Source organism: Massilia putida (assembly GCF_001941825.1).
Lineage (GTDB): Bacteria > Pseudomonadota > Gammaproteobacteria > Burkholderiales > Burkholderiaceae_D > Telluria > Telluria putida.
In genome coordinates, this window is sequence record NZ_CP019038.1 from 2,456,862 (window position 1) to 2,470,516 (window position 13,655).

The 13,655-nt window shown below is 66.4% G+C and carries 11 protein-coding genes; 3 read left to right on the plus strand and 8 right to left on the minus strand.

Annotated elements, in window-relative coordinates:
* Positions 1-90: 90 nt before the first annotated feature.
* The 6 genes from BVG12_RS13155 to BVG12_RS13180 form a co-directional block, all read right to left on the minus strand.
* On the minus strand, positions 91-1,110 hold the full coding sequence (locus BVG12_RS13155; RefSeq protein WP_075792777.1) for a LacI family DNA-binding transcriptional regulator: 1,020 nt from the start codon (positions 1,108-1,110) through the stop codon (positions 91-93).
* A 202-nt stretch (positions 1,111-1,312) separates the two neighbouring features.
* The gene (locus BVG12_RS13160; protein WP_075792778.1) at positions 1,313-4,015 is read right to left on the minus strand and encodes a TonB-dependent receptor; all 2,703 of its coding nucleotides are present in this window, start codon (positions 4,013-4,015) and stop codon (positions 1,313-1,315) included.
* Positions 4,016-4,222: 207 nt separating this feature from the next.
* Positions 4,223-5,641 (minus strand): glycoside hydrolase family 30 protein, encoded by a 1,419-nt coding sequence (locus tag BVG12_RS13165; RefSeq protein ID WP_075792779.1) that lies wholly within the window; start codon positions 5,639-5,641, stop codon positions 4,223-4,225.
* 82 nt (positions 5,642-5,723) lie between these two features.
* The gene (gene ppk2 / locus BVG12_RS13170) at positions 5,724-6,644 is read right to left on the minus strand and encodes a polyphosphate kinase 2 (RefSeq protein WP_075792780.1); all 921 of its coding nucleotides are present in this window, start codon (positions 6,642-6,644) and stop codon (positions 5,724-5,726) included.
* Between the two features lie 12 nt (positions 6,645-6,656).
* Positions 6,657-8,267: an inorganic phosphate transporter gene (locus BVG12_RS13175; RefSeq protein ID WP_075792781.1), complete on the minus strand. Its 1,611-nt coding sequence runs from the start codon at positions 8,265-8,267 to the stop codon at positions 6,657-6,659.
* 140 nt (positions 8,268-8,407) lie between these two features.
* Positions 8,408-8,884 carry an Hsp20 family protein gene (locus BVG12_RS13180; RefSeq protein ID WP_075792782.1) on the minus strand — a complete coding sequence of 159 codons (477 nt, stop codon included), beginning with the start codon at positions 8,882-8,884 and terminating at the stop codon, positions 8,408-8,410.
* Between the two features lie 223 nt (positions 8,885-9,107).
* On the opposite strand from BVG12_RS13180, the gene BVG12_RS13185 reads away from it, so the two are divergent.
* Together BVG12_RS13185 and BVG12_RS13190 are read left to right on the plus strand one after the other, a co-directional pair.
* Positions 9,108-11,006, plus strand: coding sequence for a M61 family metallopeptidase (locus BVG12_RS13185; protein WP_075792783.1), 1,899 nt, complete (start codon positions 9,108-9,110; stop codon positions 11,004-11,006).
* Positions 11,007-11,087: 81 nt separating this feature from the next.
* Complete coding sequence (locus BVG12_RS13190) at positions 11,088-11,852, plus strand: UCP032817 domain-containing protein (RefSeq protein ID WP_075792784.1); 765 nt, start codon at positions 11,088-11,090, stop codon at positions 11,850-11,852.
* Positions 11,853-11,859: 7 nt separating this feature from the next.
* Here BVG12_RS13190 and BVG12_RS13195 read toward each other — a convergent pair whose 3' ends face one another.
* Both BVG12_RS13195 and BVG12_RS13200 read right to left on the minus strand, forming a co-directional pair.
* Positions 11,860-12,495 (minus strand): CatA-like O-acetyltransferase, encoded by a 636-nt coding sequence (locus tag BVG12_RS13195; RefSeq protein ID WP_075792785.1) that lies wholly within the window; start codon positions 12,493-12,495, stop codon positions 11,860-11,862.
* Positions 12,488-13,264 (minus strand): alpha/beta hydrolase family protein, encoded by a 777-nt coding sequence (locus BVG12_RS13200; RefSeq protein ID WP_075792786.1) that lies wholly within the window; start codon positions 13,262-13,264, stop codon positions 12,488-12,490. The genes BVG12_RS13195 and BVG12_RS13200 overlap by 8 nt, the downstream gene beginning before the upstream one ends.
* A 134-nt stretch (positions 13,265-13,398) precedes the next feature.
* Here BVG12_RS13200 and BVG12_RS13205 point away from each other — a divergent pair, with 134 nt between their 5' ends.
* On the plus strand, positions 13,399-13,593 hold the full coding sequence (locus BVG12_RS13205; RefSeq protein ID WP_075792787.1) for a YqaE/Pmp3 family membrane protein: 195 nt from the start codon (positions 13,399-13,401) through the stop codon (positions 13,591-13,593).
* Positions 13,594-13,655: the final 62 nt, after the last annotated feature.

Here is a 13,655-nt window from a genome sequence, read left to right on the forward strand (position 1 = left end):
AGTGGTTTGAAGACTGCTCTTTTCGTAGGGAGTATATTGGCGCAGCAGTCTTAGACCTTCCTTAAAAAAACTGGAGGCCGCCAGGGACGCTCAGGAGGATGCGCGCCGGCGCTTGGCCACCGAGGCGCGCAGGCTCACGCTGACCGGGAAGGTGCGCGTGACGGGGCGGTTGAAGCCATAGCACAGGTTGAGCAGCTCGGCGATGCCGTTCTTCGTCATCTCGCGCCAGGGAATGTGCACTGACGTGAGGCGGGGCGCCGAATAGGCGGCGGCGGGCGCGTCGTCGTAGCCGATCACGGACACGTCCTGCGGCACGCGGATGCCCGCTTCGTGGAAGTACGACAGCGCACCGAGCGCCATCTCGTCGTTGGCGCAGAACAGCGCCGTGAAGCGCCGCTTCGATGCCACCAGTTCCATCGCGGCGTCGCGCCCCGCCGCCGAGGAAAAGTCACGCTCCGTCATCCAGATGCGACTCGTGTCAATGCCGGCGCCGGCCAGTTCGGCCAGGAAGCCGGCGATGCGGTCGACGTTGTCGGCGGCCGTCGACGGCCCCGCGATGACGGCGATGTCGCGGTGCGCGTGATCGAGCAGCGCGCGCGCCGCCAGCCGGCCGCCGAGGCGGTGGTCGACCGTGAAGCACTGGCCGTGCATGCCGTCGAAGCTGTCGTTCAGGGCCACCACGCGCTCGCGCTTGGGGCCCAGCGCCGCGAGGTCGTCCTCGGTCAGCGGCGACGTGAACAGGATGATGCCGTCGCAACCGCGCTCGATGAGGAAGTTGACGCCGTCGATGGCCTGGCGCCGCTCGTCCTCGCGGCTGACGCCGAAGGCCACCATCATGTGCATGCCGGCGCCGCGCAGTTCCGTGTCGATGATCTGCAGGATCGACGTGTAGAAGGTGCCGGACAACAGGGGGATGTACACGCCGATCATGCGCGTGGTGCCGTACAACAGGGAGCGCGCCGCGTGCGACGGCCGGTAGCCGAGCGTGGCGATGGCCTTCTGCACCCGCTCCAGCTTGGCCTGCGACACCGACCCTTTGCCGCGCACGACGCGCGACACGGTTCCCAGGCCGACGCCGGCCAGGCGGGCCACGTCCTTGATGGTTGACACGAATCTCCCCGGTTGATGCGTTTTTTTGCCCAAGCATACTGCAAGCCCGGGCGGTTGGCTACGTGTCTATATGCCGTCGTTCCCGCGCGGGCGGGAATCCAGGTCGGCATGCGGACCGGCTGCGTTTCGGGATAACGCCACGCATGCACGACTTGGGTCCGCGCCTGCGCGGGGACGACGGTTTCGAGCGCGGTGCTCGTGCTTACAGCTTGTAATTCACCCCGAACAGAATCGTCCGCCCATACGTCGTATACCGCTCCGGCGCATACGCACCGCTGGCGAACGGGCTGCCCTGCTTCGTCTGGTACGGCTGGTTGTTCAGGTTATTGGCCTGCACGAGGAACGACAGGTTCTTATACGGCCCGTCCTGGAACTCATACCCAACCTGCACGTCGACCTGCTTCTCGGCCAGGATCTCGGAAAACGCGCGCTGCGCGAACAGGCCCGTCACCTCGCCGCGGAACGCCGAACGATAACGTTCGCTGATGCGCGCCGAGAAGCCGTTCTTTTCGTAGAACGCGGTCAGGTTGGCCACCACGCCCGACAGGCCCGGCAGCTTTTCCTTCGTTCCCGGCCCGTTCGGGTGGATCGAGCTGTCCGTGCCCGAGGCACTGGCCTGCACGCCGAAGCCGTCGAGCGGCTGCCACAGCGCGCCCAGTTGCAGCGCCGCCGTCAGCTCGATGCCGCGCACGAAGCCGCCCTGCCCGTTGGCCGGCTGGTTGATCGTGCCGATGCTTTGCAGCGGCACCACCGCGCTGGTCGTCGGGAAGCCCGTGTAGTCGAACGCGCGCTGCTGGTTGTAGATATAGCTCTTGAGCTGCTTGAAGAAGTAGGCCGCCGACACGTACGCGCCCTTGCCCAGGTAGTGCTCGAGCGAGAGGTCGTACGAATTCGCGCGCCATGGTTCCAGGTGCGGATTGCCGCCGCTGCCGTTCCACATGCGCGTGGTCGGGTCAATGCCGGCCGATACACCGGCACGCATGTCCGACATGCGCGGCCGCGCGACCGTCTTGGCGGCGCCGAAGCGCAGATAGGTGTCGTTCACGTAGTTGCCGAGGTCGAAGTTCAGGTTCAGCGTGGGCAGCACGTCGTTGTACGAGGCGCCGTCGTGCAGGTCGGTGACGATGCCGCCGCTGACCGCCTTGCCCCGCGCTTCCTGGTTCACGTGCACGTATTGCACGCCGGCGTTGCCGCGCACGGGGATGCGGCCCAGTTCCGTGTCGATGCCGAAGCGCAGATACCCTACCGACTGCTTCTCGACGACGCCCCAGTCCTGCTGGGCGACGTCGGTATCGACGGGCAGCTTGTCGTACAGCGTGTCGAGCGCGGCGTTCGAATCGAAACTCAGCACCGAAGGAATGCCGGCCCACGCCAGCGACGTCGATGGCTGGATCAGGTTGGCGGGCACGGTCGTCAGCGCGCGGTTGTTCTTCAGTGCGTACGTCTGCGACACGTCTTCGTGCGTCTTCTCGCGCTTCGAATAACTCAGGCCCGCCTGCACGTCGCGCAGGAAGCCATCCAGCGCGCGCTTGACGCTCAACTTGGCCGCGTCCAGCGTGTCCTTGACGATCGGGTGGTGCATGGTGGCGTCGTGGCCCCAGCCGCCCGGGTCGGTCAGCCTGATGATGTTCGGGTCGGCGTAGTTGAAGCCGGGCGCGAAGTGCGGCAGGCCGGCGCCAACCGGGATCTCGAAGCCGAAGTTGTTGTCGGCCGCTGTGGACTTGGCCGGGCCCAGGCCCGCGTAGGTCTCCGACGTCATTTCGCGGCGCTTGGCCGACGAGTAGGACAGGTCGCCGTCGACGGTCCAGTCGCGATCGAGCTTGACGTTCGTGTTCCAGCCCACCGCGCCCAGCGTGTCCTTGCGCGTGTTGTAGTCGTTGCGCACGATCGGCTGCAGGTTCACGAGCGTGCCGCCGGTGAGCAGGCGCACGTCGCCGATGGTCTCGATGTGCGGGTCGCGGTACGTCACGCTGTCGGCCGAGTTCCACATCATGCCGCGCATGATTTCCTTCTGGTCGAACTGCGAGTAGTACAGGTCGACGACCGAGCGCACGTCGCGGTTCGGCTTGTAGTCGATGACCGCCATCAGGCCGTCGCGCACCTGCTTGCGCGACGTCGCGGTGACTTCCGCGCCCTTCAATGCGACGACGTCGGCGTTACCCGGCGGGAGCTTGTTGTTGTTCCCCCACCACCACGACTTGTATTCCTTCTGCTGGCCCGGCGTGTCGAGGTGGGCGTAGCCGATGGCGAGGCCCAGCGTATTGTCCAGGTATTGGTCGATGTACGAGACCGACATGCGCTTGCCGTTGGTCGCCCAGCCGTTGTTCAAGGCACCGTTGCCGTTGTGCTCACCGCGCACGTTGACCGCGATGGCGCGGCCGCGGCGGTCCAGCGGACGCACGGCGCGCAGGTCGATGGTGCCGGACAGGCCGGCCGACGTCATCGCCGAATCCGGCGTCTTGTACACGACCACGCCGGACAGCAGCTCCGACGGATACTGGTCGAATTCCGCGCTGCGGTCGTTGCTGGTGCTGGTCTGCTCGCGGCCATTGAGCAAGGTGACGGCGAAGTCCGGCGCCAGGCCGCGCAGCGAGATCACCTGGGCACGGCCCGCCACGCGTTGCGAGGTCAGGCCGGGCAGGCGCGCGATCGATTCGGCGATCGACGTGTCGGGCAGCTTGCCGATGTCCTCGGCGGTGATGGCCTCGACGATGGAGTCGGACTCCTTCTTGATCGCGATCGAGCTTTCGATGCTGCCGCGGATGCCCGTGACGAGCACCTGCGACGGCGCGCCCGCCTCGGGGCCGGCGGCGGCGTCCTGGGCGGCTGCGCCCGTGCTCCACAGCAGCGCGGCGCAGGCGGCGGCGATCGGGGTCAGGCGCGAGATATTACCTTGGTGAGCCATGCTTCATGTCTCCAATGTCGTTGTGATGGTACGGGAGTTGGAAACGTTGCCAAATCACGGCACAAAAAAACGGAAACGTGGCCGGATCGCAAGGACCGGCAGGTTTCCGCGTCTTGCGGAGCGGTTTTTCTCTAAATTGGAAACGTTGCCAAACTGAGTCGCATTATTGTCCCGTTTAAAATCCGATGTCAAGACGTGGCGTGCGCTTCAGGGTACGCCGCGCCAGGTGAACGTCGCCAAGCTGGCGGCCGGCAGCGTGTAGCGGAAGCCCTGCGCGCCCACGCGCACCGCGACCGCGCGCGGCTGCGCGTCGCCGTTCGCCACCAGCAGCGCAAATGAGCCGTCCGGGTTCGCGAACGCCACGTTGTTCTCGCCGCTCGATGCGATGCGGTACGCGCCCGGCAGCACGAAGCGGCTGGCATGGGCCAGCGCGTAATACTCGACGTTGCGCGTGACGGCGCCGGTGGCCGTATCGATGGTCACGACGCCACGGCAGTTGGCGCAGCCGCCCAGGTGCGGGCCGTCATGCCCGTCCAGCGCGAGGTTCCAGAACAGGACACCGCGCGCCCAGTTATGCGTCGTGTCGACGATGAGCGTCTTCGTGAAGTACTGCAGATTCTTCGCCCAGTCCGGCGACCACGCCCCGCCCGAGCATTCCGTGAACCACGTGTCCTTGGCCGGAAACAGGTCGTGCAGCCGGCCCTGCGCCCGCACGTCGCCGCCGTAGCAATGCCACGCGATGCCGCCGACGTATTGTGCGGCCCGCGGATCGGACAGCACGATGGCCGGCGACTCCGGCTCGTCCCAGTTGTGGTCCCAGTCGAAGATGGCCGTGCCGGGGTGAGATCGCGCCAGTAGCGGCCCGAGATGGTCGCGGATGAACGCCGCGCGTTGATGCGGATCGACGCGCATGCCCGGATAATTGTCCGGCTCGAAGTGCGGTTCGTTCTGCAGGGTGAGCGCGGAGATCGTCACGCCCTCTGCCCGCATCGCATCGACGTAGCGGTCCAGGTAGCGCGCGTAGGCGTCGAAGGCCCCGGGTTTCAGCGTGCCCTTCACGAGGTTGTCGCTCGTCTTCATCCAGCCCGGCGCGCTCCACGGCGACGCCATCACTGTCAAATGCGGATTGATGGCCAGCGCCGCTTTCACGGTCGGCAGCACGGTGTCGCGCTGCGGGGCGATCGAGAAGTGTTTCAACTGCGGGTCGGACTGCCCCGGCGGCATGTCGTCGAAGCTGTAGTGGCTGCGTGAGAAGTCGGAAGCGCCGATCGTCAGGCGCGTGAACGACAGGCCGATGCCCTCGCCTTCGCGGCCGAACAACTCGCGCAGCAGCGCGTCGCGCCGGGCCGGGTCCAGGTGCTGGATCAGGTACGCGGAGGCATCCGTGATGGCCGCGCCGAAGCCGGCGATGGCCTGGTACCGCGTGGACGGGTCGACGGTGATCGTCGCGGCGCCGGGATCGGCCACCGGCTCCATGCGTGCTTCAAAGGCGCGTGCGAGCAGTTGCGACCGGTCGCCCGTGGTGATCCAGGCCTGGACCGTGGATGCGTGGGCTGAGGGGGCCAGCGCGACGAGCGCGGCGGACAGCATCGACAGGATACGATGGGGAACGAGCGGTTGCTGCATGCGGCACCTCCTTGGATTGGAAACGTTGCCAATCTGGCGGCGCCAACTATAGCATCTGTGTTCCCGAAGTCAACGGTGGGGCTCAGTACACCTCGGGAACGATGATCTCCTGCGGCACCGGCCGCCGCACGTAATCGTCGTGGTATTCGCGTTCGGGCAGCTGGATCGGGGGCCGGTCGACTTCCTCGTACGGGATCTGCTGCAGCAGGTGGTGGATGCAGTTCAGGCGCGCCCGCTTCTTGTCGATGCCCTGCACCACCCACCATGGCGCTTCGGGAATGTGGGTCCGCTCCAGCATGATCTCTTTCGCCCTCGTGTACTCTTCCCAGCGGCGGCGCGATTCCAGGTCCATGGGACTCAGCTTCCACTGCTTGAGCGGATCGTGGATGCGGCTCAAAAAGCGCGCGTTCTGCTCCTCGTCCGAGATCGAGAACCAATACTTGATCAGCTGGATGCCCGAACGCACCAGCATGCGCTCGAATTCGGGCACCGTCTGGAAGAACTCTTCGTATTGCGCTTGCGTGCAATATCCCATCACGCGTTCGACGCCCGCGCGGTTGTACCAGCTGCGGTCGAACAGGACGATCTCGCCGGCCGCCGGCAGGTGCGACACGTAGCGCTGGAAGTACCATTGCGTGCGTTCGCGGTCGTTCGGCGCGGGCAGCGCGGCCACGCGGCAGACGCGTGGATTGAGGCGCTGGATGATGCGCTTGATGGCGCCGCCCTTGCCCGCCGCGTCGCGGCCTTCGAACAGGATCACGATCTTGCGCCCCGTGTGCACGACCCAGTCCTGCAGCTTGACCAGTTCGGCCTGCAGGCGGAACAGCTCGCGGAAGTAGGTCATGCGCGCTTCGCGCTCCTCGTCGGTCTGGGCGCGCGCGGGCAGCAGCGTGTCCGGATCGAGGTCGCGGTCGTCCAGTTCCAGCTCAAGCTCTTCGTCGTAGCTGTCGGCGATGTCGCGGCGCACGCGCTGCACCAGGTCCGGATGGTCGGTTTGTCGCATGGTGGCCTCGGTTCAGAACAGGTGGGAGAACAGCCAGTACAGGCAGCCGGACAGCAGGACCGCGGCCGGCAAGGTCAGCACCCAGGCCAGCGCCAGGTTGCGGACAGTCGCCATTCGCAGGCCGGCGCGGTTGGCCGCCATCGTGCCCGCGACGCCGGACGACAGCACGTGCGTCGTCGACACGGGCAGGCCGTAGACGTCGGCCGCGCCGATGGTCAGCATCGCCACCGTCTCCGCCGCGGCTCCTTGAGCATAGGTCAGGTGCGACTTGCCGATCTTTTCGCCGACGGTGACGACGATGCGCTTCCAGCCCACCATCGTGCCCAGGCCCAGCGCGATCGCGACGGCCACCTTGACCCACAGCGGGATGAATTTGGTCGCGTCGTCCAGCTGGCGCTTGAACGCCTCGAGGCCGACGCGCGTGTCGTCATCGAATGTCAGCGCCGGTTCCTTGTCGATGCGGCGCATCGCCTCCGACGCCAGGTACATGTCGTTGCGCACGTTGGCGACCGCCTCCGCGGGCACGTGGGCCAGCGAACCGTGTTCGCGCACGGCGCGGCCGATGTCGCCGGCCAGCGTGGCCAGCGCGGGCACCACGGCGGGCGTGAGCTTGTGCGTGCGGATGTAGGTGGTCAGCGTCGTGCGCGCGATGTCCGCGGCCGGCAGCGGCAGCGGCGCGGCCTGGCGCGCGAGCGCCTGCTGCGTGACCTGGCTGACGGCGACGAATTGCGTGACCTGTTCGGCCGGCAGCGCGCGGTTGAGGGCATAGGCCATCGGGACGGTGCCGACGAGGATCAGCACGATCAGGCCCATGCCCTTCTGGCCGTCGTTGGAACCGTGCGCGAACGACACGCCCGTGCACGTAAGGATCAGCAGCAGGCGGATATACCACGGCGGCGGCATGTCGCCCCTGGGCGCCGCGTACAGCGCGCGGTCGCGCACGAGCCGGCGCAGCAGCATGAGTAGGAACGCCGCGCAGAAGAACCCGACGAGCGGCGACAGCAGCAGCGACCAGCCGACCTTCGCGGCCTGCGTCCAATCGACGCCGCTCGTGCCGTCGCGGCCGTGCATCAGCGCGTTGGCGACGCCGACGCCGAGGATCGAACCGATCATCGTGTGCGACGAGGACGCCGGCAGGCCCAGCCACCACGTACCGAGGTTCCAGATGATCGCCGCGATCAGCAGCGCGAACACCATCGCGAAGCCCGACTTGCTGCCCACCTGCAGGATCAGTTCCACCGGCAGCAGCGAGATGATGCCGAAGGCGACGGCGCCGCCGGACAGCAACACGCCGAGGAAGTTGAAGCAGCCCGACCACACGACGGCCACGTTGGCCGGCATCGAGTTCGTGTAGATGACGGTGGCGACGGCGTTCGCGGTGTCATGGAAGCCGTTGACGAATTCGAAGCCGAGCGCGATCAGGAGCGCGACGCCGAGCAGCAGGTACGGCAGCCACGTGGTGGCGACGGGGCCGGCGCCCGTCACGTCGGCGTGCAGGCTGTAGATGCTGAACGAGAGTCCTGCGACCAGCAGTGCGATGAAGAGGGCGATACCGAGCGGGGAAGTCCGGCTGCCGGCAAGGCGCGGGGTCGGGACGCCCAGGGTGGATGCGTGCGTGTTCATGGCGTTCGCTCCTGGTGACGGGTGTGGCCCGACTATAAGGAGCGGATGTGACAGCGCCGTGACCGGAAGTTACCGGACCGCGGTCCGTAAACAGCAAAAGGCGCCGAAGCGCCTTTGCGATGCGTTACGCCGTCAAGCGATTACGCGGCGTGCTGATGTTGCTGCGGTTGCTCCAGCACTTGCACATTGTCGGTGTTGCCGTTGGCATCCGCGATCGCGATCTTGCGCGGCTTGAGTGCTTCGGGCACTTCGCGCACCAGTTCGATGGTCAGGATGCCGTTGTCGAAGCCCGCGCTGACGACCTTCACGTGATTGGCCAGCTGGAAGCGCTGTTCGAAGTCGCGCTGGGCGATGCCGCGGTGCAGGAAGGTGCGCTGCACGTCGTCTTTCTGTTTGCGGCCGGTCACGAGCAGGGTGTCGCGTTCGGAGGTGATCTCGATCTCGTTGCGGTTGAAACCGGCGAGCGCCATCACGATGCGGTATTTGTCTTCGGAGACCAGTTCAATGTTGTACGGCGGGTAGCTCGGCGCGGTGTCGGCGCGTTGTTCGAGCAGGTTCACCAGACGGTCGAAGCCGATGGCGGAACGATACAGGGGAGACAGGTCAAAAGTACGCATAATAAGTATCCTCTAAAAAGTACAAGCGATAAGTTGACGGACCTCATCGTGAGCATCCGTTGGAACCAATCTAATGGCCCCCTGCCCTGTTTTCAAGCCGTACAAAATATCTTTTTAAAGCCAACTTTTAAAATTTTATTTGGATCGCTGCCCGACGGAATGTAGGCCTTCCGCGCGGTGCTACACTCGGCCGTTTGTGTCTTTTCCCATCAGGTTCAACCCAATGATCGCTTCCAAGTTCGCCCCCGCCGTGTCGGCCGCCGTGCTCGCGCTGGCGCTGGCCTTCCCGGCCCGTGCCGACGTGCCGGCACCCGTCGACCAACCGTACCCCGGCACCATCGTGCTGAACGTCGACGCGACCGATCTGTCGCAGCAGGTCTTCCGCATGCATATGACGATCCCGGTGAAACCCGGCCCGCTCACGCTGCTGTATCCGCAGTGGCTGCCCGCGAACCACGGCCCGAACGGCCCGATCACCCAGCTGGCGGGCCTGAAATTCACGGCAAACGGCAAACCCGTCGAGTGGACGCGCGATCCGGTCCACGTGTACGCGTTCCACCTGACCGTGCCGGAAGGCGCGACCGCGTTGGAAGCGGAATACCAGTACCTGTCGCCGCTGGAGCCGGGCCAGGGCCGCATCACGATGACGGACGACATCCTCGGCGTGCAGTGGATCTCGACGACGCTGTACCCGGCCGGCTATGTGGCGCGCGGCATCGACGTGCAGGCCAACCTCAAGCTGCCCGCGGGCTGGCAGTACGCCACCGCGCTGGAGACGGACAACCGCGCCGGCGACGACGTGCACTTCAAGACGAGCGACCTGGAGACGCTGATGGATTCCCCGCTGTTCGCGGGCCGCTACAGCAAGCGCTTCGAGCTCGACCCGGACGGCAAGGTGCGCGTCACGCTGAACGTCTTCGCCGACAGCCCGGAAAGCCTGGACGCGAAGCCCGAGCAGATCGCCCCGCACCGCGCGCTCGTGCAACAAGCGTATAAACTGTATGGTTCGTATCACTACGACCACTACGACTTCCTACTTGCCCTGTCCGACGAATTCGGCGGCATCGGCCGCGAGCATCACCAGTCCAGCGAGAACGGCGTCAAGCCGGGCTACTTCACCGACTGGGCCAAGAGCGAGGCCGGACGCGACCTGCTGCCGCACGAGTACACGCACTCGTGGAACGGCAAGTTCCGCCGCCCGGCCGGCCAGAACGTCCCCAACTTCAACACCCCGATGGACAACGAGCTGCTGTGGGTGTACGAAGGCCAGACCCAGTACTGGGGCAATGTGCTGGCCGCGCGCTCCGGCCTCGTCTCGCTCGCGAGCGCGCGCGACGCGCTGGCCGCGATGGCGGCGCGCTACGACAGCGTCGCGGGTCGTTCGTGGCGCGCCGTGCAGGACACCGTCTACGACCCGATCCTGAACGCCCGTCGCAGCCTGGGTTGGCCGAACTGGCAGCGCAGCGAGGACTACTATGTCGAGGGCATGCTGATCTGGCTGGACGTCGACACGCGCATCCGCGACATGTCCGGCGACAAGCGCTCGCTGGACGATTTCGCGCGCGCCTTCTACGGTGTGAACAACGGCAGCCACCTGCCCGCGTTCTACACGTTCGACGACGTCGTCGCGACGCTGAACAAGATCGAGCCGTACGACTGGGCCGGCTTCCTGCGTGCGAAGCTGGACGGCCACGGCCCCGGGGCCCCGCTGGACGGCCTTGCGCGCGCCGGCTGGAAGCTCGTCTACACGGATACGCCGACGGACTACATGAAGGGGGCGGACGAGCGCAATAAATCGCTGGACCTGACGTATTCGCTCGGCTTCACGGTCACGCAGGACGGCGCCGTCCGCAACGTCGTGTGGGACGGCATCGGTTTCCGCGCGGGCCTCGCGGCCAACACGACCGTCATGGCCGTGAACGACCGCGTCTACAAGCCGGAACTGCTGAAGGCGGCGATCAAGGACGCGAAGGACGGCAAGCCGATCCGCCTGCTGGTCAAGAAGGGCAATGTGCTGCGCACCGTATCGCTCGACTACCGCGGCGGCCCGCGCTACCCGCGTCTGGAACGCATCCCGGGTACGAAGGACCGCCTGGAAGCGATCTTCAGGGCGTTGAAGTAAGTCCTAGAGGTAGGTCATCGAACTGTCATGAAAACCTCCTAAGCTGAAGGTGCCCGACAACAGCACAACAAGGAGGCGAACATGGGATGGCTGAACCGATTGCGCGCCGCACGGCTCCGGCGCACTTCGCCCTGGCAGGCCGCGCTGGCGGACCTGCCGGCATGGCTGGAGCCTTCCTGGCGCCTCAGCGCACCGCACGAATACGAGGGCATCCCGACGGATGCCTTTTTTTTCGCCCGCGCGGCGGAAGGATTGCTGCGCTTCTTCGACGCGGTCCGGCACAGCGGGCGTCCCTGCGCCCTGCCATCGAACGCGGCCGACTCGGTGTGGCACGCGTGGCTGCGCCGCGACCCGACCGGACTCGAACGCTTCTGCCGGCGGCATATCGGGATCGCCGTGCCGCACGTCGAACGGACCGGACTCGCGCCAAGCGCCCTGCTCCACACGTTCGCGGCCTGCTGCGCGCGCGACGGCGTCAAGCCGGGCACCATGCGCCTGCCCGCGCTATTCGCCCTGGATGCCGGCCTGCGCATGCCGGGCGGGCACGGTTACTGGAACCGGGCAGGCGAGATCCGCTACGCGCACCTGAACGAACGTGGCCGCGGCATGTGGCGCGCCAGGCCGCATCCGGAACTGGCGCTGGCGGTCCTCGTGGCGCACGGTCTCGTCGCCCCGCAGATCCTGGCCGCCCACGAACGCCGGCGCGCGCTGGCGACGGATGGCAGTTCCTGCGGCGGCATGGCCTTTGCGGACGGCGACGCGTGCAGCGATGGCGGCGCCGGCGACGGTGGGAGCGACGGCGGCTGCAGCTGCGGCAGCAGTTGCGGTGGCGGTGGCGGCGACTGAAGCCGCTCTAGCGGATGATCTCCGCCAGCTCCGCGGCCACCTGGCGCCCGAGCAGGTGGATGTGCCAGCCGTCGACGAAGCCGTGGTGGGCCTGCACGGCGAACGGAAACTGCAGGCCGTCGGGCCCGTCGCGGAAACGGCCCCAGGCCAGCGATGGAATGTCGGGCGTGGCCATTGAGGCCATCGGATGCTGGATCGAGGTAAAGGCCAGCCACGGCATGCACGTGACGAACACCTGATCCTTCGCGTCGCGCGGCGACATCGTGCGGTATTTGACGTTCAACGCCGTCATGTTCGAAGCGGCTTCCCGCGCCGCCAGGCCGCGCGCGACGAATTCGCGCACGTCGTCGGTCCAGTCGAACTGGGCGAAATTCAAGTCGCCGTGCTGGTTCATCACGGTGAACGACGGCACGAGACGGTCGATCCGGATCACTTCTCCGTCCACGATGCGGTAGCGGAAGTTCTCGACCTTGAGCACCGCGCGCAGCACGGCGCACAGCATCACGTGGAACGGCGCCAGGTCCTGCGCTTTGCACCAGGGCCGGAAATCCGGGACGTCGAGCGTGAAGCACAGGTTGACCGCGGGGCTTTCCATGCGGTCGAAGAAGTCGAAGCGGTCGCGCCGCCGTTCGAAGTCATGCATGCGTCGCCCCCGCGTCGAGATAGCGCGCGCTCCACGCCGCGATGACGCCGGCCACGTACGCCGCATCGTCGCGCCGCGTGATCAGGTGGTCCATGCCGTCCAGCGAGATGAAACTTTTCGGATGCTGCGCCAGTTCGAAGATGCGGGTGGCGTTGTCCATGCTGACGGTATCGTCCTGTGGCGCCTGCATCACGAGCAGCGCGCGTCCGAGCGTGGCGATCTTGTCGTGCAGGTGGTGCCGGCCGGCGTCCTCGATGAAGTGCTGGCGGATGTTGAAGTCGCGCCCGGCCAGCTTCACGCGCGCCTCGCCCTGTTCGGCGATCGTGTCGAGGTGCTCGGACAGCAGTTTATGCACGACGTAGTGCGGATCGCTGGGCGCGGCGATCGTCACGACGGCCCGCGCTTCCGGCACGCGGTGCGCCGCCGCCAGCACGGCCGCGCCGCCCAGGCTGTGGCCGATCAGGAGCGTCGGCGCCGCGAATTTGGCGCGCAGGTAATCGGCGGCCGTGACGAGGTCTTCGACGTTGGACGAAAAATTGGTGTCGGCGAAATCGCCATGGCTGGACCCGAGCCCGGCGAAGTCGAAGCGCAGCACGGCCACGCCCAGGCTTGCCAAGCCGCGCGCGATGTGCGTGGCGGCCAATACGTCCTTGCTGCAGGTGAAGCAGTGGGCAAAGATGCCGTAGGCGCGCGGGGTGCCGGTGGGAGCGTCCAGCTTGGCGGAGATCTTGCCGTGCGGGCCGGGGAAGTCGATACGTTCGGTGAGCATGGTGTTGGTTGCAGAAAGCGGTGACAGACGCATTGTGGAACAAGCCGCGCATGTTTGCCAGGGCGGGTGGGAATGCGTGAGATTCCGGGGCCGTGAAGTTGCTATGCTGGGAGGTCGACTCAAGGAGAAAACGCATGCGTCTCATCATCGCCCTCGTCCTGCCCTGGCTGACCTTTTTCACCATCGGCCGTCCGTTCGCGGGGATCATCTGCCTGATCCTGCAGATCACCCTGATCGGCTGGCTGCCGGCCGCGATCTGGGCCGTGTATGCGCTCAGCCAGTACAAGACCGACCAGAAGATCGAGCGCGCCCTGCGGCAACGGGCGTAAGCCGCTCCCGGTGTGAAGAACGCTGTCGGCCTTCTGCTTTGGCTGGCCGGGCACGTCGTCAA